This is a genomic window from Gluconobacter wancherniae NBRC 103581 (assembly GCF_007988885.1).
In the GTDB taxonomy this organism is placed as follows: Bacteria; Pseudomonadota; Alphaproteobacteria; order Acetobacterales; family Acetobacteraceae; genus Gluconobacter; species Gluconobacter wancherniae.
Map to the genome: position 1 here is coordinate 719,718 of NZ_BJUZ01000001.1, position 17,325 is coordinate 737,042.

Here is a 17,325-nt window from a genome sequence, read left to right on the forward strand (position 1 = left end):
GATGGCTGAAGATGATCTGGGGCGCAGCGCACTTGATCCAGTGCTGGAATTGCTGGATGCGCGCCCGCGCTTTGACGCAAGCGGCCTCTTTTCCACGCGCTATAACCTGCATCTCAATCCGGGTGAGTGCGCGTTGATCGAGTGCCGTGATCCAAGACAGGCGTCCCTGTTTGCAGATCTCTGTACCGGCTTGATCCCCCTGAGCGAGGGCAGTGTGCGTTGCATGGGGCTGGACTGGGATGCACTGGAAGACCGCCGTGCCTGGGCTTTACGTGGGCGTATCGGCCGAATGGTGACGGATGGGGGCTGGATTGATCTGTATGGGACCCATCTGAATATTTTATGGCCACAGATGCACCACACTCGGACGCCACTTGGCACATTAGTGGAGAAGGCAACGCGGCTCGGCATCCGTTTCGGCCTTCCGGGGCTTCCGGTGCTGCCACCGGGGCGTCTTTCCGCTTTGGACAGAAGGCGGGCTGATTGCGTTCGCGCGTTTCTGGGGGAGCCATCGCTGTTACTGTTGGAAAATCCGGTCGAGATGTTTCCATCCGATCTGTACGCGGCATTTCTCTCTGCGCTTACCGAGGCCCGGGACAGGGGATGTGCGGTCATCTGGCTTGCTCCAGATGACAGTGCCTGGCGTGGCTACGGGCAGGGCGCAAGTCTTCACCTGCGGCTTTATGATGATGGACTGTTTTCGATGCGAGGTTCCTGATGTTCCGCATGCGCCAAACCGATGCGGCCAAGCCGCTTTTCCGCAATCGCTATGCTGATGAATGGGTCGGTATTGTGGTGCTGATCGCGCTGGTTCTTTTCGTCGGCGCCATTATCGAGGCGGGCTTTCTGAAGAAATGGCTCACCCCAGAGGCGAAGATCCATTTCGTTCTGCCTCAGAGTGGTGTTGCTGGCCTCGCCATTGGTGACGACATCGAGGTTATGGGCGTCCATGCAGGTGAAATACGCCATCTGGATCTGAACGCAGAAGGCCGGATGTATGCTGAGGGGTCGATCGAGCCGCAGTTCAAGCCATTCGTGCGTACAGACAGCACAGCCATCATCCGCCATCGCTTCGTCGTTGCTGGGGCGAGCTATATCGAGCTGGGTCGTGGACGTGCCGAGACGCTGGACTGGAAATATGCGGTTTTGAACGCCTCCGTGGAGCCAAACCCGGCTGATGTCATTACCCAGACCGTGACAGATCTGCGCAAGCAGCTCGTTCCTGCGATGCAGAATGTTACGGCCATTACAGGGCAGGTCAATGCCATGGTTACGGACATGCGGGCAGGCAAAGGCACAGTTGGCGCATTGCTGACGAAGGATGATGTGATCCGGCAGGCAAATCAGGCTCTTGAAACCCTGAATGCGACGATAGCCCGTATCCAGCCCATTGAGCAGCAGTTGAGCGGTGCAATGACCAAGGCCGATGGGGCGCTGGACAATGCACGCTCCGCCACAGCCACGCTCCGCAAAACGATGCCGCAGGTTCAGCAGACCGTGATCCATGCGAACACCGCAACGGCGCAACTTCCGGCACTGATTACTCAGGCGGAGGCCAGTGCGAGCAGTCTCCGTCAGTTGACGGATCAGCTCAAGGGCCTATGGCTTCTGGGAGGTGGGGGTGCGCAGAAACCTGAACGCAGGCTTCCTGCGCAGGCGGTGCGGCCATGAAGCGCTCCGTTTTTCTGCTTGTTCTGCTTGCCGGATGTGGTTCACATGCCGTGAATACCAGCAGGCCGGATGAACCTTATAACAACGCCATGGATACCGGGCGCAGCGTTTTCGATCTGGGTCATTCCGATCAGGCAGAGGGGCAGTATCGTGATGCCCTGAAGCGCGCGCTGCTTCGCGATGATGCCTCTGCCATACATGATTCGGGATTTAATCTTGCGACCGTATTGCTGGATCAGGACAAACCGCAGGAATCGCTGGAAAGTCTGAAATCCACAAGGGAAGCTCTAGAGATCCGGAATTATCCGCATACGCAAGATCTCTCCCTCGTGCAGGCGGCTGATCTGTACAGGATGCACGATTATGCTGGGGCCATGCAGGCGGTGCAGGCACCTCTCAGCTCAGGCGATGTGGCGCTCCGGGAACGCGCAGTCTATCTCAATGGACTGAGTGCCGCCGAGACAGGGAATGCAGGGGTACTCGCCAGTATGGCTTCGAAGCTGGGAGCATCGAAGGATACTGCTACCCAGACCGACTATCAGGAGCTTGACGCTCATCTGGCGTTACTGCGGCATGACCCAGCCCATGCGATGGCATCTGCGGCCTTAGTTGTGCAGAAAAGGCGGGCAGGGCTGGATTATGGCGGAATGCGTCGTGCGCTCCTTCTGGAGGCACAGGCCGCTGATGCGAGCGGCGAACCCAAACAAGCGGTAGCACTCAGAAAGCAGGAGGCCGATAGCAGATCAAGCCTTCAGGCGCCGATCAGCAGCAGCGAGCCATTGATCGATGGCTCGGCTTCAGACAAACCAGAAAAATGAAGAGGTCTGTGGCCCCATTGGATGCGGGGCCACAGATTTTTATGCCGTAGCGGTTTCGAGCTTGAGGCTCTCGTCTGAGGGCACTGCCGGGCGCAGGGAAGACATCTGCTCTTCCGTCTGAACCATCGGGCTCATGCCCAGCGCGCTCAGAAGCTGGCGGTCCCGGTGTTCGGCCGGATTTGGTGTCGTGAGGAGCTTTTCACCACAGAAAATGGAGTTGGCGCCCGCGAGGAAACACAGAGCGTGTGCTTCGTCCGACATGTTCTCACGCCCTGCTGCAAGGCGAACATGGCTTGCTGGCATGGTGATACGGGCTGCAGCAATGATCCGAACAAAAGTGATGGGGTCCACGGCTTCGGCTTCGCCCAGGGGTGTACCCTCAACGCGGACCAGAAGGTTGATGGGAACGCTCTCCGGGTGCTTGGGGAGATTGGCCAGTGTCGCAATCAGACCGGCGCGATCAGAGACGTCCTCGCCCATACCCACGATACCGCCGCAGCACACATTGATTCCAGCATCACGCACATTGGAAAGAGTATCGAGCCGCTGCTGATACGTGCGGGTGGTGATGACAGAGCCGTAGAATTCTTCTGACGTGTCGAGATTGTGGTTGTAATAGTCCAGCCCGGCATCCTTCAGGCGCTGGGACTGCCCTGAATCCAGCATGCCCAGCGTCACGCATGTTTCCAGACCCAGTGACTTCACGCCCTCGACCATCTCGCAGACGGCGTCGAGATCGTGATCCTTCGGGGAACGCCACGCAGCACCCATACAGAATCGGCCCGCACCAGCAGCCTTTGCCGCGCGGGCTTCTTTCATGACGGCTTCGAGCGCCATCAGGCGTTCTGCCTTGACGCTTTTTTCGTGAAGCGCGCTTTGCGGGCAATACGCGCAGTCTTCGGGGCAGCCACCGGTCTTGATGGAAAGAAGCGTGGAAATCTGCACTTTTGTAGGGTCAAAATGCCGACGATGAGCTTCCTGTGCACGGAACATCAGCTCCGGAAAAGGCAGATCAATCAGCGCCGCAACTTCGTCGCGGGTCCAGTCATGGCGAATATCTGTTTGTGCCGTCATGGGGCAATCTCCAACGTTGTTGCGTCACACCTACCCAAAACTGTCCCATCGTGTCATCTCATCGTCACGATCAGAAGCCGGAAAACGGACAAGGCATAGCAGATGAAACACTGGCGTATCGAGCAGATGGATTGGGATTCCTTTGATCCCGCCCATGTTGACCCGGATATAATTCCTCTTGTGAAGGCAGCGTCCGTGGTGGAACGCAATGGCCTGGACTATGCGGAATACCTGCGGCACGTCTTCGTCGGAGATCCGGATTTTAGCAAGGCTGCAGAGAACTGGGCTGTTGAGGAAGTCCAGCATGGAGACGCTCTTGGGCGCTGGGCCATGCTTGCCGATCCGGGATGGAACTATGAAGATGCGTTCTCGCGGTATCGGTCGACCTACAAGATCGAAGCAGACGTGGACGCGTCTATCCGTGGATCGCGGACGGGCGAACTGATTGCGCGCTGCATGGTGGAGACGGGGACATCCTCGTTTTACACGGCCTTGGCTGATGCTACCGAAGAGCCTCTGCTCAAGGCCATCTGCAAGCAGATCGCTGCCGATGAATATCGTCATTTCAAGCTGTTCTATGACCACATGCACCGCTATCTTGCCCGCGAGAAGCTGAGCGTCTGGGCGAGAACGCGCATTGCGCTGGGGCGCGTGACCGAAAGCGAGGATGATGAGCTTGCATCCGCGTATCACACGACGAACGAGCCTCTGGGCATGCCTTACGATCACAAGCGCTGCATTGCGGCCTACATGTCCAAGGCAATGGGCTATTATCAGCCCAGACACATTGATCGTGTGACGGCGATGATCTTCAAGACGATTGGTTTTACGCCTCATTCAGCGCTGCAAAAGCTTGCCTCAAAAGGCGTGTATCGTCTCATTCAGTGGCGTCGCCGGAGCTTTGTAAAGCATATGGCGGCCTGAGAGCTTCTGTTGCCGAAAGTTTTCGGGACAGTTGACGGCGATATGGCATAACAGTGCTGTATCGTGTCGTAGTCCTGTGTGAGAGGATTTTTCAGAGATGAACGTTTTTCTGCGTCGCCCAGTCGTTTATGTAGCCGCTGGTGCGTTGGTGCTCTTAGGTCTTTCCCAGGCGCGGACGGCAAAGGCTGATCCATATCAGCTCCCAATTGCGTCTTCTGGTCCGGTGCAGTCTGTTGCAGCTCCGGCTCCGGCGACGGTGGCCCTGCAGCAACTGGCACAGCAGGTAGGATATGCGACGTTCACATCGCCCGACTGGCATGTTGGCACGGTCCGCCACATGGTGATGTTTCAATATAAAAAGAACAGCACAGGCGCACAGCGTGCAGAGGTAACGGCCCGCTTCCTGCATCTTGCACAGGATAGCCGTCGCCCCGATGGAAAGTCTGTCGTTACCAGCATCGAGACAGGGCTGCAGATAAGCGGCGAGGGCACTGATGAAGGTCTGCAGCAGGCATTTTTGGTAACATTCCGTTCCGAAGGTGACCGGAATTATTATGTCGGCAAGCCTGTCATCACCGATCCGGCATTTTTTGATCCCGCTCATGAAGCTTTCAAGGAGTTTGCGAAGCCATATCTGGAGAAAGTCGTGACGTTTGATTACGACGTGACCGTTGTGTCAGAGCCTGCCGGATCAGCGAAAAAGATTGCTGCAAAGCATTCACATCATTGAGAAAAAGAAGAATTTAAAGCCGTCCCTTTGACGAAACGATGTTACATGCCTCAGAGTATGGTTATCGCCATAAAACGAGGCACACAGTGACAGTTTCTTTCTTTTCTTCGCGCCGCCGTCTCCGCCAGGGTACCAGTGCCCTGGCGCTTGTAGCGGGTCTCACCGGCCTGTCCGCTCACGCTGCGGCTATCCCTGCTGCGCAGCCATACAATTCGGGCTGGGGCTTTGATGAAGCCGGGATGGACCGCGCCATCAAGCCAGGCGATAATTTCTTCGAATTTGCCAATGGCACATATCTGAAGAACCTCCAGATTCCCGGTGACATGGGAAGCTACGGCCCGTTCCGCATTCTGTATGAGCTTTCGCTTTCACGCCAGAAGACGATTCTGGAAGAAGCGCAGAGCCATGTTGCGGATCATCCAACCGATGATATGGGCAAAATTGGCACATATTATTTCAGCTATCTGGATCAGGCTGCGGTAGATCGTCTGGGCGCAAAGCCTTTGGCGGCGGATCTTGAGACCATCAAGGCTGTACACGATCCGGAAACGCTTGCAGCCGTATTTGGCTCCGGTGCCGGTTCTATGATGTTCAACACCTTTGCAATGGGCGTTGAGCAGGACGAGAAAGATCCTGAACATTACATGCTGGTGCTTGATCAGGGCATGAGCATCGGCATGTCCGGTGGGCTTGGCCTTCCAGACATCAGCTACTACACGGATCCCAAGCTGGCCGATAAGAAAAAGGCATACCAGGCATATATCGCCAAGATTCTGACGCTCGAAAGCTGGCCAGACGCCGAGAAAAGCGCCGAAGCTGTCGTGGCACTCGAGACGGCGCTGGCCAAGGTCGAAGCTCCGCGTGACGCAACCCGTGATCCGCTGAAGATGTACAACCCAACGACGGTTGCCGATCTGCAAAAGCTTGCGCCGGGCGTGGACTGGTCTACGCTCCTGCTCAAAATGGGGATCCCGGCAAAGGGACTCTCCGAGCGCAAAATCAATGTGCGCGAACCGCAGCCGATCGCTGCGATGGCGAAGGTTCTGCATGACGCTGACTATGCCACGCTGCGCGCATGGCTTGCATTCCATCTGGGTGATAACGCGGCATCATACCTGTCGCATGACTTCTCAGACGCATCTTTCGATTTCAACAGCAAAACACTGTCCGGAATTGCCCAGCAGTCTGACCGCTGGAAGCGTGGCGTTCGCGTGACGAACAGTGCGATGGGTTGGGCGCTCGGCAAGATTTATGTCGCCCGCTATTTCCCGCCTTCTGCAATGCAGCAGATCACGAGCCTCGTTCACGAGGTGAAGGCTTCTTTCCGTGAGCGTCTGGCACATAACAGCTGGATGGACGCCCCGACCCGCAAAGCCGCGCTTAATAAGCTCGATCATTTTGCAATGCAGGTTGGTTACCCCCACAAATGGTGGGACTACAGCACGCTCGATATCCGCAAGGGCGACGTGTACGGAAACGCCGTTCGCGCTTCTGCATTTAACTGGAAACATGACCTGTCCCACCTTGATAAGAAGGTGGATCGCGACGAATGGGGTATGACGCCGCAGACGGTCAATGCTTACAATGACCCGACGATGAACGAGATTGTCTTCCCTGCAGCAATCCTGCAGGCGCCATTCTTTGATCCGAAGGGTGATACAGCCGTTAATTACGGTGCTATTGGTGGCGTCATCGGGCATGAGATGAGCCACGGATTTGATGATCAGGGCCGTCATTATGACGAGCACGGACGTCTGCATGATTGGTGGTCGAAGTCTTCCACAGATGCGTTCCAGAAACTCGCTGACCGTCTGGGTGCGCAGTATGATGCGCAGGAGCCACTTCCGGGCACGCACGTGAACGGCAAGATGACTATGGGTGAGAATATTGCCGATCTTGGCGGCATGAACCTTGGCCTTCAGGCTTATCACGACTCGCTGCACGGCAAGCCTGCCACAACTGAACACGGTTTGACTGGTGATCAGCGCGTATTCCTGGGTTGGGCTCAGGTCTGGCGCGAGAAGGATCGCCCGGATGCCCTGCGTCAGCAGATGCTCTCAAATGAGCACGCACCTGCTGTCACGCGCGTCAATATGCCTGCTCATAACATTGATGCCTGGTATGATGCGTTTGGTGTGAAGCCCGGTGACAAGCTGTACCTTGCACCGGATCAGCGCGTTAAGATCTGGTAAGGCGTGACAAAACGAAGCGTGACGCCTATCCACTGCGTCACGTTTCACACTTTGACGGACCTGCCTCATGACGCAAATGACGATCGGCCATCTGTACACCTCGCTCCATGCAGGGTGCGCCAGCGCGGTGGCTCGCGTCCTTGAGGCAAACGGTGTTGAGGTTGAGTTTTCAGACCTTGACGCCGATGACATTGCCGAAGTTCTGGAATCGGGAGAAATTGATCTCCTGGTTTCTTCCTGGTTTCCGCGCGACGAAAAATTCATGGGCCCCGGTTTGCGGATTATTGGTGACCTCTACCAGCCGGTCACATCCTTCGCGGCTTTCGAGCCTTTAGGCCCGATTGAAACCCTGCTTGCTTCCGATTTTGATCGTGTGATCGTTGCAGACGACAGCCGGGAGGCTTTCGACTCCGCATCGGCACGTCTTCCGGCCCTGTCGGAACTGCCGGTGGAAATCGTGGGTGAGGGCGCGTTGGTCGAGCAGCTTGAAAAGGCTCAGGCTATGGGCAGCAGACCACTGGTGGTGGCAACGCAGCCGCATGCCATTTTTCACCTCCCGCTGCTGCATGTAATCGAGGATACTGCCTCACTTCTCGGTAAGGAAATGTCTGCGCGAATGATTATCCGCGACGATGCCGCAAGGAATGCAGACCAGGATCTTCTTGATGAGCTTTCAGAAATGATGCTTGGCAACAAGGTTATGAGCGCACTTGATTATGCAATTGGGGTTGAAGGGCAGGATCCTGACGATGCCGCTGAAGCTTGGCAGCGCGGCCGACTACTCCCGCGCTGATCCATTAAACCCGGACCAAGGATCACCTTGGTCCGGGTTACTTGCTGTATGCTGATTTAACGAAAAATAAGGCCATCATCGATCAGGACGGACTGTCCTGTAATTTGAGTCATTGCCAGAGGGATAGGCCACAAAAACTGCCATATCTTTCGGCGTTTCGACCCGGCCTATCACAATCCCGTCTACATATTTTATACGCTGCGCCAATCTCCGCGCCCGTAATCTTTGTCATTCGAATTTTTTTAAAAATTACGTTTAGAGGAGGCCACCTAACTAAAATGGATGTTCTCGTAATGAGTGATTTTTATAATGCGTAGCCTGAAAAAGTTCAGGGTGGCCGGGGAAAGGATAATTCGTTAAATTATAGTTATTGTGATGTGGATTTGATGTCTCATGAGTAGCTCTGAAAGCACCTCTGCTGTTTTTGATGCTTTCAGACGACTGGACGATGATGCGTGGCTTGCGGTTCTTGTCGCGTCGGTTCAGCAGCGGGAAATTGACGGTGTGGAGATGCCGGGATTTCCGTCAATACCGCTTCAAAGGGAGATTCATGGTCATGATGGAGAAGTTTCCATTCATGAAGCTCATGTCTTTTACCGTGAGATCAAAGCTTACTGCGCGTATGCTGGGAGCCCGATAACGTCAGCCACCGCTCTGATGGATTTCGGATGTGGCTGGGGCAGGATGGCTCGGCTTTTCATGAAAGATATTCCTCCCAGCCAATTGTTTGGAGTGGAAACGACTTCCCGCTTTTTGATGGCTGCCCGTCGGGCAAATCCCTGTCTGGCATTTCTGGAAAGCGAATTGACGCCACCTCTGCCTATGCAGGCAGAGGCACTGGATACGGTGGTCTCCTGGTCAGTGTTTTCGCATTTTGATGAATTCCTCGCGGGGCACTGGGTTCGGGAGTTTCACCGATTGCTCAGGCCCGGTGGAATGTTCGTATTTACGACGCAGAGCAGGCGCTTCATTGCTTTTTGTGCGGAGCAAAGATTGCGCCGCGCATCTGGAATGAGGCTTGAGCATCCATGGCATGATGCCTGTGCGGACAGTTTTCTGGATGAAGCGTTGGAATTTTCGCGCTACGAGAAAGGACAATTTCTTTATGCCTCCTCGGCAAAACCGCCCCATCCTCAGGCGCATTACGGCGAGGCGATTATTCCGCGAAACTATATTATCAAAGTTTGGGGGCATCTGTTTCGGCTGGTCGAATACATGGATAACCCGGCCCGACTGCCGCAGGTTCTAGTCGTTTTGCAGAAAATATAATCTGAAAAGCATTGTTATTTTAGAAGAGGTGGTAGGAATAGTACGTCCCAGACTGGCTTTTCGAGGTAACAATGTTTTCTCGTGGATTGGCGTTCAGTTTTCTGGCTGTGGTTGCTTTTACTCCGCTAAAAACTGCTTTTGCCGCAGATGAAAATATTAGCGTCACGGCCGAGAGAAGCCAGAAAGTCGCCGATTATCGGGACGTCGCGCATATATTCAGGCGCTTTGATCGTTTTCCCGCCGCAGCGAGGCAAGGGTTGTCGTTGCATTTGATTGGCTGGGTGGATCCCGGCCATGAGCTGCCGTCCGAATCTCATCTCATGATACGGGCAAAATCTGGAGAAATTCCACTTTTTGCTGGTACCGATCATGACATGCATTTTCCGGTCAATGATGTCCTGTGGGCAGAAAACCCGCCGATCATTCAGCGTTTACCTGTGGGTAGGATCGTAAAAGCGACGATGTCGATTGAGGTTTCCCTTCCGCAAGCATCATCTTTTTCGAAGTCCGAAGCGCAGCACTGGCTGAAGCAGATCGACGCCTGCATCGAAGATATTGTGGGTGTTATCTTTTCTTTCCTGATGCCCGATGCGCATCGCCTGAGAGTGGAGGTTGCCCCGGGTGCAACGCTTGAGGCTGTATCCGGCGGAAATGTGTGCCTTTTGCTCGATAATCGTGATGTTGAAAGCCGCATATTCCTGCTTAGGGTTCAGGACTATCCAGAGGGCACTGTTTTCAGGTCGAGCAAGCCATTTGTTAGAGTAAGTGTCAAAATTCCGGGGGATCCGAGTTTTGCTTTCACGCCTGACAAATAGACGCAGGATTTGACAGCAGGCGCCGGAGGCAGCATCACCCTGAGCCTGATTTAACGCCAGCAGGGGTTTGCATGTCGGTTCACGCGTTCGTCTTTCCAGGTCAGGGCAGCCAGTCTGTCGGAATGGGCCAGGCCCTGCACGAGGCTTTTGCTTCTGCTCGCGCCGTCTTTCAGGAAGTGGACGATGCGCTGGAGACCCATCTGTCCAAGCTCATGTTTGCTGGCGATGCCGAAGAACTGACACGGACAGAAAACGCCCAGCCTGCTCTGTTTGCTGTTTCCATGGCTACGGTCCGTGCGTTGGAAGCAGAAGGCGCGTTCCGCCTGTCCGACAAGGCAGCGCTGGTAGCCGGGCACTCGCTTGGAGAATACTCGGCTCTCGCGGCTGCGGGCACGCTTGGTATTGCAGAAGGCGCACGCCTCCTGCGTCTACGTGGTCAGGCGATGCAACGTGCTGTGCCCGCGGGTGAAGGCGGTATGGCTGCTCTGCTGGGTGTGGATGAGGAGCAGGCTGCTTCAATCTGCACGGACGCTGCTCAGGGTGAAACGCTTGAGATCGCCAACGATAACGGTGGTGGTCAGATCGTGATCTCCGGGCATATCGGAGCGATTGACCGCGCTATTGCGCTCGCCAAAGAGCGTGGCATCAAGCGTGCGGTAAAGCTTCCAGTGTCGGCACCGTTCCATTCTTCCCTCATGGCACCTGCTGCACGTGAAATGGAAGAAGCGCTCGGGGTTGCAAAAATTTCTGCCCCGGCAATTCCCGTCATTGCTAACGTAACAGCTGCAAAAGCTACTGATCCCGCAGTCATTCGTGATCTGCTGGTGCGTCAGGTCACGGGTACTGTTCGCTGGCGTGAGAGCGTTCAGGCAATGGCGGCAATGGGTGTGACCAACATGCATGAACTCGGTTCGGGCAAGGTACTCTGTGGTCTTGCACGCCGCATTGCCCCGGATCTGGCAGCGGACAACGCGGGAACGCCTGCCGAAATCGAAGCTCTGCTCAAGACCCTGTAAGGATAACGGATCATGTTTTCTCTTTCCGGCAAGCTTGCTCTCGTTACGGGTGCATCTGGTGGTATCGGCGCTGCGATTGCACGTCAGCTGCATGTGCAGGGTGCCACAGTCGTCCTGAGTGGCACGCGTGAACCTGCTTTGCAGGAACTCGCAGATAGCCTTGGCGAGCGCGCACTCATTGCCGTCGCAAATCTGTCCGATGCTGCCGAGGCTGATGGCCTGGTTGCCAAGGCTGAAGAAATTGCTGGCCAGACACTCGACATCCTGGTCAATAACGCGGGCCTCACGCGGGATACGCTTGCAATCCGCATGAAGGATGCTGATTGGTCGCAGGTCATGACGGTTGACTTGGAAAGCCCTTTCCGTCTGGCGCGTGCGGCCCTTAAGGGCATGCTTCGTCGTCGTTCGGGACGTATCATCTCGATTGCCTCCGTTGTCGGGACTACAGGCAATGCAGGTCAGGCAAACTATGCGGCGGCCAAGGCTGGCATTGTAGGCATGAGCAAGTCTCTGGCCCAGGAGGCCGGTCCTCGCGGGGTAACGGTCAATGTCGTGGCGCCTGGTTTCATCGAGACACCGATGACGGATGTACTGTCTGATGGTATCCGTGAGAAACTTGTTGGTTCGATACCGCTTGGGCGTATGGGAAGCCCGAATGATGTTGCTTCCGCAGTGACTTATCTGGCGTCTGAAGAGGCTGGTTGGGTTACGGGTACGACGCTGCATGTCAATGGCGGCATGGCGATGGTCTGAGAACGCTTGGCCTTTTGAGGTAAAGCGTGCTAATCGCGCGCTGCTTTGCCCGGCTTGATGAAGGCCGATGTCCGGTTCGTCCGGCGGCAACGCTTTTCCTCAGGGAAGAGCGGTTCTGTGCTGGAGGACCTCTCGGGCCTCAGACTGGCAGAAGGCAGAACGATTTTTTTGAAACGCCCCGAACAGGGCATAAGGAACGAAGACAGATGAGCGACATTGCTGACAAGGTGAAGAAGATCGTTGTCGAGCACCTCGGCGTCGAGGAAAGCAAGGTAACCCCCGATGCGTCCTTCATCGACGATCTGGGCGCAGACAGCCTCGACACCGTTGAACTGGTCATGGCTTTCGAGGAAGCATTCTCCGTCGAAATCCCTGAAGACGCTGCTGAGAAGATCGCAACCGTTAAGGATGCCATCGACTACATCGAGAAGCAGAAAGCGGCCTGAGTCGCTGCGGAGCCGGCTTGCCCGGCTCCATCCCGGCCTCTCAATGGCCGGATGTTACGGTTCGCCCGGGGTGACGGGCGTTCTGTCATGACGGATCACAACGTAAGAGATGAGGCATCGATGAGCGGGACAGGAACGAACGGAAGACGCGTGGTCGTCACCGGTATCGGTGTTGTCAGCCCTCTTGCAGTGGGTGCAGAGCTGACCTGGAAACGTCTGATTGAGGCGCAGTCCGGTATTGGTCGCATCACACATTTTGATCCATCCGAGCTTCCCGCGCAGGTCGCTGGTGAAGTTCCAGAGGGATCAACAGCTGAAGGTGGTCTCACGCTTTCGGACTGGGTACCTATCAAAGACCAGAAGAAGATGGATCGTTTTATTCATCTTGGTCTCGTCGCGGCAATTCAGGCTGTTGAGGATTCCGGCTGGAAGCCCGAGAATGAGGAAGACCGCTGCGCCACTGGCGTGATGATCGGTTCCGGTATCGGTGGGCTCCAGACCATTTATGAAGGCTCGCTGACAGTTGCGAGCGGACGGGCGCGTCGCCTGTCTCCCTTCTTTATTCCTTCCGCGCTGATCAATCTGATTTCTGGTCACCTTTCGATCCGTTACGGCTTCAAGGGACCCAACCACGCTGCTGTTACGGCGTGCGCCACAGGCGTGCACGCTATCGGCGATGCAGCACGTCTGATTCAGTACGGCGATGCTGACGTCATGATTGCAGGTGGCGCCGAGGCTGCGATCTGCGCTCTGGGTATTGCGGGATTCTGTTCTGCCCGTGCACTTTCCACTAGCTTCAACGATGATCCCACGAAGGCTTCACGTCCTTGGGATCGAGATCGTGACGGCTTTGTCATGGGCGAAGGTGCTGGCGTTGTCGTGCTTGAAGAGTATGAGCACGCCAAGCGCCGTGGTGCGAAAATTTATGGTGAAATCGGTGGGTATGGCCTTTCCGGTGACGCCCATCATATTACTGCTCCAGCAGAAGGTCACGAAGGCGCTTTCCGTGCCATGAAGGCGGCTATGCGCAACAGTGGTGTGACGCCTGCGGATATTGATTACGTCAATGCACATGGGACATCCACAATGGCGGATGATCTGGAGCTTGATGCAGTCGAACGGATGTTCGGGGCCGAAGGCAAGCGGATTGCGATGTCGTCCACGAAGTCTGCGATTGGCCATCTGCTTGGTGCTGCCGGTGCGGTCGAAGCGATCTTCTGCCTGCTTGCCATTCGCGATGGCATTGCTCCTCCGACGCTGAACCTCGATAACCCTGCGCGTGAAAGCGTGATTGACCGCGTGGCCCACGAAGCACAGCAGCGCAAGATCAACGTAGCTCTGTCCAACAGCTTTGGCTTTGGCGGCACGAATGCGAGCATCATTCTCAAGCGCTTTGAAGCCTGATCTGATCGGGTCCTAGGTAATGGTTGTCGCTCCGCCCGAAGACGGGCGGAAACCACTTTCATTTCTGGCACTCCTAAAAGGGGGTAGGGCTTTTTTTCTCCTACCTCTTCTAGCGCTCGCGGGCGTTGCGGCGGGCTACGGCCACTATACCGATCCGGGCCCGCTCCCGAAATCAGAGATCTTTGTTATCCCACACGGCAATGCTGCGCGTGTGACGAACGCGCTTCAGGAAGATGGCATTCTTTCCCAGACATGGAGTTCGGGCGTTTTTTTCAGAATGGCAGCCTATCTGACGCATCGACAAGGTCAGATTCATGCAGCTGAACTGGCATTTCCGGCGCATGTGTCTATGGCGCATCTGTTGGATATTCTGCGACATGCCCAGCCTGTCTCACATTCGCTTACAGTTCCCGAGGGCCTGACAGCTAAGCGAATAGCGGTAATCTTTCAAAAAGCGCCCGTTCTGCATGGGGACACTCCTGATTTACCCGAGGGTAGCGTGTTTCCGCAGACGATATCCTATGTCTGGGGCACAACGCGTGCTTCGCTTGTCGGGCGACTACAGGACTTGATGAAGTCTCACCTGCAGGCAGTGTGGGATGGACGTGATCAGGAAGCATTGGATGGCCTGATCAACTCTCCTGAAGAACTGCTAACACTTGCATCGTTGATCGAGAGAGAAACCTCTGTTGCGTCAGAGCGGCCACAGGTTGCACGCGTATTTCTAAACCGCCTTGGGCTTGGAATGCGCCTACAGACTGATCCCAGCGTCATTTATGGTCTCAGTAATGGTCTGGGAACACTCGACCAGCCGCTCACACACGATGACCTTCTCGTGGCAGGGCCTTATAATACTTATCTTCAGTCCGGTTTGCCGCCCGGCCCCATCTGTTCTCCGGGGTTGTCATCTCTGGAGGCTGCGGCCCATCCAGCTGCAGGTAAAATGTTGTACTTTGTAGCGACCGGGCATGGTGGGCATAATTTTGCCGAGACCCTTGGTGAGCAGAACCAGAATGTCCGCAGTTATCGCGAGGTTCGCTCAGCGCCACATTAAAATATCCTGTGCAGCAAAGGAGGCTGCACAGGATATTTGATCTTCCTCAGTAACCTGAGGAGGGCAGTGGCTGACTTTTCACAACGCCTTTTGGTGCGCTGTAATTCGCATAGGGGTTGTTGCCGACTTCGTCGTTTGCGGCGTTCGTCGCAGCTTTGGTTACTGTCGACGATGCGCTGGCAGTCGCTGCAGGTGTCACCTGAGCCACGCTGCTCATGATGCGGCGAAGTGGATCAGCGCTGGGATTGTTGACGCGCATCGTGACAATGATGTCCTCGGGGCCGACTGTCTGGTTATAATATGTGCGGTTAGCCCCGCTATCCACGGTCAGCTTTGAGCCACCGAGCGCCACGCCAGCATACAGGCCATGCGCTTTCTGTGCCGCATAGATGTCGGTATTGCTTGCGCCTGCGGTGCTGTTTTCAACGCCCGTGCCAATGGTCGCGAAAGATGCGGAGGCATTTGCGTCAAACTTGAACTGGCTATCCAGCAGGGCCTGAATTCCATGCTGGGACATGATGAAGAAGATCATTTCGGAGTCCTGCATTCCGAGCTGCAGGCCAAGAGAACCGGAACTGAGACGGTAGAATGCGGGGTCGGACCATGATCCGCGGGCGTCCCGGGTCATTAGAACGCATCGACCACCTGCGCCCCCAAGACCAATCGACATGTTGAAGATTGATGGACACACCATGACTGCCTTGGCCTGTGCCAACAGCTTCTGGGAGCGGGAGGTGGGGGTTGTTCCAGAAAACAGGTCCTGAACGGCGAGGGTCGCGCGGTCCACGATGATCTGCTGCTCGGAGGCGTTGGTCTGGGTCGTTGAGGAGCAGGCCCCCATCGCGGTGCAGCCAAGGGCTGCAAGTGCGCTGGAGCGCAGAAAACCGTGGAGGGTCATGTTATCAATCCCTATATGGACAAAACGATGTGTGCTCCGGATTATGCGACAAATGCGGCCAAATCACGAGCCCGGAGCAGCAGTTCAGATTTCGACGTCAACCGCTTTCGACAGAGCTTCGGCTACACCGGGTGCTGCAGCAAGAATTGTTGCCCCGCCCGTAAGGCCGCCGGTTTCCAGGAAGGCTGAAACGCGTGCACCAGCCTCCTCCAGCAGGACTAAAGCTGCCGCAACATCCCAGAGATTGATCACGATTTCCAGATAGCCATCCAGCCGTCCGCATGCGACGTCTGCTAAGGCCATGGCCCCAGATCCGCCGGAACGTGGCATGGCGCCCAGTGCCATGATGGATGCAATTTTCTGATCGAACACTCCAACGGGAACGCGGGGCGACCATCCCATTTCGATCATTGCTTCGTTTGTGCTTGAAATGGGAGAAGCTTTGATCGGTTTGCCGTTTAAGGTCGCTCCATGGCCCCGGCGGGCAATGAAGATCTCATGGAGGGCAGGGGCGTCGATGATGCCCGCAACGGGGGTGTCACCTTCCAGAAGGCCAAGGGAAACACACCAGCGGTCACGGCCTCGGGAAAAATTCGATGTGCCGTCTATCGGATCAACAACCCAGCGGTATTTTCCCTGACGGCGCGTGCCTCCTTCTTCTCCCTGAAAGCCGTCTTCAGGAAAAAGGGCCTGAATCCGTTCGCTGATAAGTGTTTCAACAGCACCGTCTGCTTCCGTGAGGTAGTCCTGCATGCCTTTTAGCGTTCCGGATGGGCCGCCCGGTGGCGGGCGCATTGCCAATGCCAGTGTGGCGGCATCACGAACGACGCTGCGTGCGGCTTCCAGTCGTACGGCGATGGGATCAAAAGTCATGAAGGCTCCTATTCAGTGCGCCTTGCGGCGCGTAGGGATGCGGTGATTGCCGGATCCTCTAAAGACATGAGACGATTGGCGGCCACGGTAGCAAAAAGATGGAGCAGTGTCCGTCGCCTTGCTGGAGCGAGCTTATGCGCTTCGGGTTCCCGCACGATTGCACATTCCGCAACCACGGTATTGCGAAGGCTTTCTGGCAGCATATTCAGACTGACCACAATCACTCCGACATCAACTGGAAGGAGCGAAAGTGGAAAATTGTCATCCACAGCGAAGAAAAGACGGTCTGACCAGCTTCGGTAGTCTGTCCATTTCTGGTCTGTCTGAAAGTCTCGGATTCCGGACTTGATTTCGATGCAGGTGAGGGAATGATCGGGTAAAAGTGCCATGATATCTGCGCGCCGTCCCGCATTGGGTAGCGAGAATTCGTTTATGGCGGCCCATTGCATTGTGCGGCATAGGCCCAGAACGGCACGCCTGATGGCAAGCTGGTTTTCCGGAAGTCCGGGGGGCAGTTCTGGCAGGGCCGCACTCATGGTGTCATATTGCCCTGAACCTTGCGTGGCGTCTGCCCCATGCATTCATTTTACAGGAG

Annotated in this window: 18 protein-coding genes; 14 read left to right on the top strand and 4 right to left on the bottom strand. The window is 55.8% G+C overall.

From position 1 onward, the window contains the following. Position 1 precedes the first annotated feature (1 nt). The 3 genes from GWA01_RS03290 to GWA01_RS03300 are packed head-to-tail and all read left to right on the top strand — an operon-like array spanning position 2 to position 2,489. Positions 2-718, top strand: coding sequence for a P-loop NTPase family protein (locus GWA01_RS03290; protein WP_146793971.1), 717 nt, complete (start codon positions 2-4; stop codon positions 716-718). Continuing rightward, positions 718-1,671 carry an MlaD family protein gene (locus GWA01_RS03295; protein WP_146793974.1) on the top strand — a complete coding sequence of 318 codons (954 nt, stop codon included), beginning with the start codon at positions 718-720 and terminating at the stop codon, positions 1,669-1,671. The genes GWA01_RS03290 and GWA01_RS03295 overlap by 1 nt, the downstream gene beginning before the upstream one ends. Next, positions 1,668-2,489, top strand: coding sequence for a hypothetical protein (locus GWA01_RS03300; protein ID WP_146793977.1), 822 nt, complete (start codon positions 1,668-1,670; stop codon positions 2,487-2,489). Before GWA01_RS03295 ends, GWA01_RS03300 begins: the two co-directional genes overlap by 4 nt. A 39-nt stretch (positions 2,490-2,528) precedes the next feature. On the opposite strand, the gene bioB is transcribed toward GWA01_RS03300, so the two are convergent. Continuing rightward, positions 2,529-3,563: a biotin synthase BioB gene (gene bioB, locus GWA01_RS03305; protein ID WP_146793980.1), complete on the bottom strand. Its 1,035-nt coding sequence runs from the start codon at positions 3,561-3,563 to the stop codon at positions 2,529-2,531. 102 nt (positions 3,564-3,665) lie between these two features. On the opposite strand from bioB, the gene GWA01_RS03310 reads away from it, so the two are divergent. From GWA01_RS03310 to mltG, 11 genes are all read left to right on the top strand, one after another. Then, positions 3,666-4,487, top strand: coding sequence for an acyl-ACP desaturase (locus GWA01_RS03310; protein ID WP_146793983.1), 822 nt, complete (start codon positions 3,666-3,668; stop codon positions 4,485-4,487). Between the two features lie 97 nt (positions 4,488-4,584). Then, positions 4,585-5,217, top strand: a complete 633-nt coding sequence (locus GWA01_RS03315) for a Dabb family protein (protein ID WP_146793985.1) — start codon at positions 4,585-4,587, stop codon at positions 5,215-5,217. Positions 5,218-5,255: 38 nt separating this feature from the next. Beyond that, positions 5,256-7,409 (top strand): M13 family metallopeptidase, encoded by a 2,154-nt coding sequence (locus GWA01_RS03320; protein WP_146793988.1) that lies wholly within the window; start codon positions 5,256-5,258, stop codon positions 7,407-7,409. 67 nt (positions 7,410-7,476) lie between these two features. Beyond that, positions 7,477-8,202: a glycine betaine ABC transporter substrate-binding protein gene (locus GWA01_RS03325; protein ID WP_146793990.1), complete on the top strand. Its 726-nt coding sequence runs from the start codon at positions 7,477-7,479 to the stop codon at positions 8,200-8,202. Positions 8,203-8,595: 393 nt separating this feature from the next. After that, on the top strand, positions 8,596-9,471 hold the full coding sequence (locus tag GWA01_RS03330; RefSeq protein WP_146793993.1) for a class I SAM-dependent methyltransferase: 876 nt from the start codon (positions 8,596-8,598) through the stop codon (positions 9,469-9,471). Positions 9,472-9,542: 71 nt separating this feature from the next. Further along, complete coding sequence (locus GWA01_RS03335) at positions 9,543-10,286, top strand: hypothetical protein (RefSeq protein ID WP_146793995.1); 744 nt, start codon at positions 9,543-9,545, stop codon at positions 10,284-10,286. A 71-nt stretch (positions 10,287-10,357) separates the two neighbouring features. Further along, on the top strand, positions 10,358-11,302 hold the full coding sequence (fabD, locus tag GWA01_RS03340; RefSeq protein WP_146793998.1) for an ACP S-malonyltransferase: 945 nt from the start codon (positions 10,358-10,360) through the stop codon (positions 11,300-11,302). A gap of 12 nt (positions 11,303-11,314) precedes the next feature. Beyond that, positions 11,315-12,055: a 3-oxoacyl-[acyl-carrier-protein] reductase gene (gene fabG, locus GWA01_RS03345; protein ID WP_146794001.1), complete on the top strand. Its 741-nt coding sequence runs from the start codon at positions 11,315-11,317 to the stop codon at positions 12,053-12,055. Between the two features lie 206 nt (positions 12,056-12,261). Further along, positions 12,262-12,501, top strand: a complete 240-nt coding sequence (locus tag GWA01_RS03350; RefSeq protein WP_010502512.1) for an acyl carrier protein — start codon at positions 12,262-12,264, stop codon at positions 12,499-12,501. 120 nt (positions 12,502-12,621) lie between these two features. Then, positions 12,622-13,905, top strand: coding sequence for a beta-ketoacyl-ACP synthase II (fabF, locus tag GWA01_RS03355; protein WP_146795476.1), 1,284 nt, complete (start codon positions 12,622-12,624; stop codon positions 13,903-13,905). 19 nt (positions 13,906-13,924) lie between these two features. After that, positions 13,925-14,959, top strand: a complete 1,035-nt coding sequence (mltG, locus tag GWA01_RS03360) for an endolytic transglycosylase MltG (RefSeq protein WP_146794004.1) — start codon at positions 13,925-13,927, stop codon at positions 14,957-14,959. A 46-nt stretch (positions 14,960-15,005) separates the two neighbouring features. Here the strand turns inward: mltG and GWA01_RS03365 are convergent, their stop codons facing one another. The 3 genes from GWA01_RS03365 to GWA01_RS03375 all read right to left on the bottom strand — a co-directional run bounded on the left by GWA01_RS03365 (position 15,006) and on the right by GWA01_RS03375 (position 17,266). Continuing rightward, positions 15,006-15,857, bottom strand: coding sequence for a lipid-binding SYLF domain-containing protein (locus GWA01_RS03365; RefSeq protein WP_146794007.1), 852 nt, complete (start codon positions 15,855-15,857; stop codon positions 15,006-15,008). Positions 15,858-15,941: 84 nt separating this feature from the next. Further along, complete coding sequence (locus tag GWA01_RS03370; RefSeq protein ID WP_146794009.1) at positions 15,942-16,730, bottom strand: inositol monophosphatase family protein; 789 nt, start codon at positions 16,728-16,730, stop codon at positions 15,942-15,944. 8 nt (positions 16,731-16,738) lie between these two features. Further along, the gene (locus tag GWA01_RS03375; RefSeq protein WP_146794011.1) at positions 16,739-17,266 is read right to left on the bottom strand and encodes an MmcB family DNA repair protein; all 528 of its coding nucleotides are present in this window, start codon (positions 17,264-17,266) and stop codon (positions 16,739-16,741) included. Between the last annotated feature and the right edge of the window lie 59 nt (positions 17,267-17,325).

Bases quoted from the DNA above. Each gene is read 5' to 3' on its own strand.
- GWA01_RS03290 (WP_146793971.1), top strand. From the start codon at position 2: ATGGCTGAAGATGATCTGGGGCGCAGCGCACTTGATCCAGTGCTGGAA.
- GWA01_RS03295 (WP_146793974.1), top strand. From the start codon at position 718: ATGTTCCGCATGCGCCAAACCGATGCGGCCAAGCCGCTTTTCCGCAAT.
- GWA01_RS03300 (WP_146793977.1), top strand. From the start codon at position 1,668: ATGAAGCGCTCCGTTTTTCTGCTTGTTCTGCTTGCCGGATGTGGTTCA.
- bioB (WP_146793980.1), bottom strand. From the start codon at position 3,563: ATGACGGCACAAACAGATATTCGCCATGACTGGACCCGCGACGAAGTT.
- GWA01_RS03310 (WP_146793983.1), top strand. From the start codon at position 3,666: ATGAAACACTGGCGTATCGAGCAGATGGATTGGGATTCCTTTGATCCC.
- GWA01_RS03315 (WP_146793985.1), top strand. From the start codon at position 4,585: ATGAACGTTTTTCTGCGTCGCCCAGTCGTTTATGTAGCCGCTGGTGCG.
- GWA01_RS03320 (WP_146793988.1), top strand. From the start codon at position 5,256: ATGTTACATGCCTCAGAGTATGGTTATCGCCATAAAACGAGGCACACA.
- GWA01_RS03325 (WP_146793990.1), top strand. From the start codon at position 7,477: ATGACGCAAATGACGATCGGCCATCTGTACACCTCGCTCCATGCAGGG.
- GWA01_RS03330 (WP_146793993.1), top strand. From the start codon at position 8,596: ATGAGTAGCTCTGAAAGCACCTCTGCTGTTTTTGATGCTTTCAGACGA.
- GWA01_RS03335 (WP_146793995.1), top strand. From the start codon at position 9,543: ATGTTTTCTCGTGGATTGGCGTTCAGTTTTCTGGCTGTGGTTGCTTTT.
- fabD (WP_146793998.1), top strand. From the start codon at position 10,358: ATGTCGGTTCACGCGTTCGTCTTTCCAGGTCAGGGCAGCCAGTCTGTC.
- fabG (WP_146794001.1), top strand. From the start codon at position 11,315: ATGTTTTCTCTTTCCGGCAAGCTTGCTCTCGTTACGGGTGCATCTGGT.
- GWA01_RS03350 (WP_010502512.1), top strand. From the start codon at position 12,262: ATGAGCGACATTGCTGACAAGGTGAAGAAGATCGTTGTCGAGCACCTC.
- fabF (WP_146795476.1), top strand. From the start codon at position 12,622: ATGAGCGGGACAGGAACGAACGGAAGACGCGTGGTCGTCACCGGTATC.
- mltG (WP_146794004.1), top strand. From the start codon at position 13,925: ATGGTTGTCGCTCCGCCCGAAGACGGGCGGAAACCACTTTCATTTCTG.
- GWA01_RS03365 (WP_146794007.1), bottom strand. From the start codon at position 15,857: ATGACCCTCCACGGTTTTCTGCGCTCCAGCGCACTTGCAGCCCTTGGC.
- GWA01_RS03370 (WP_146794009.1), bottom strand. From the start codon at position 16,730: ATGACTTTTGATCCCATCGCCGTACGACTGGAAGCCGCACGCAGCGTC.
- GWA01_RS03375 (WP_146794011.1), bottom strand. From the start codon at position 17,266: ATGAGTGCGGCCCTGCCAGAACTGCCCCCCGGACTTCCGGAAAACCAG.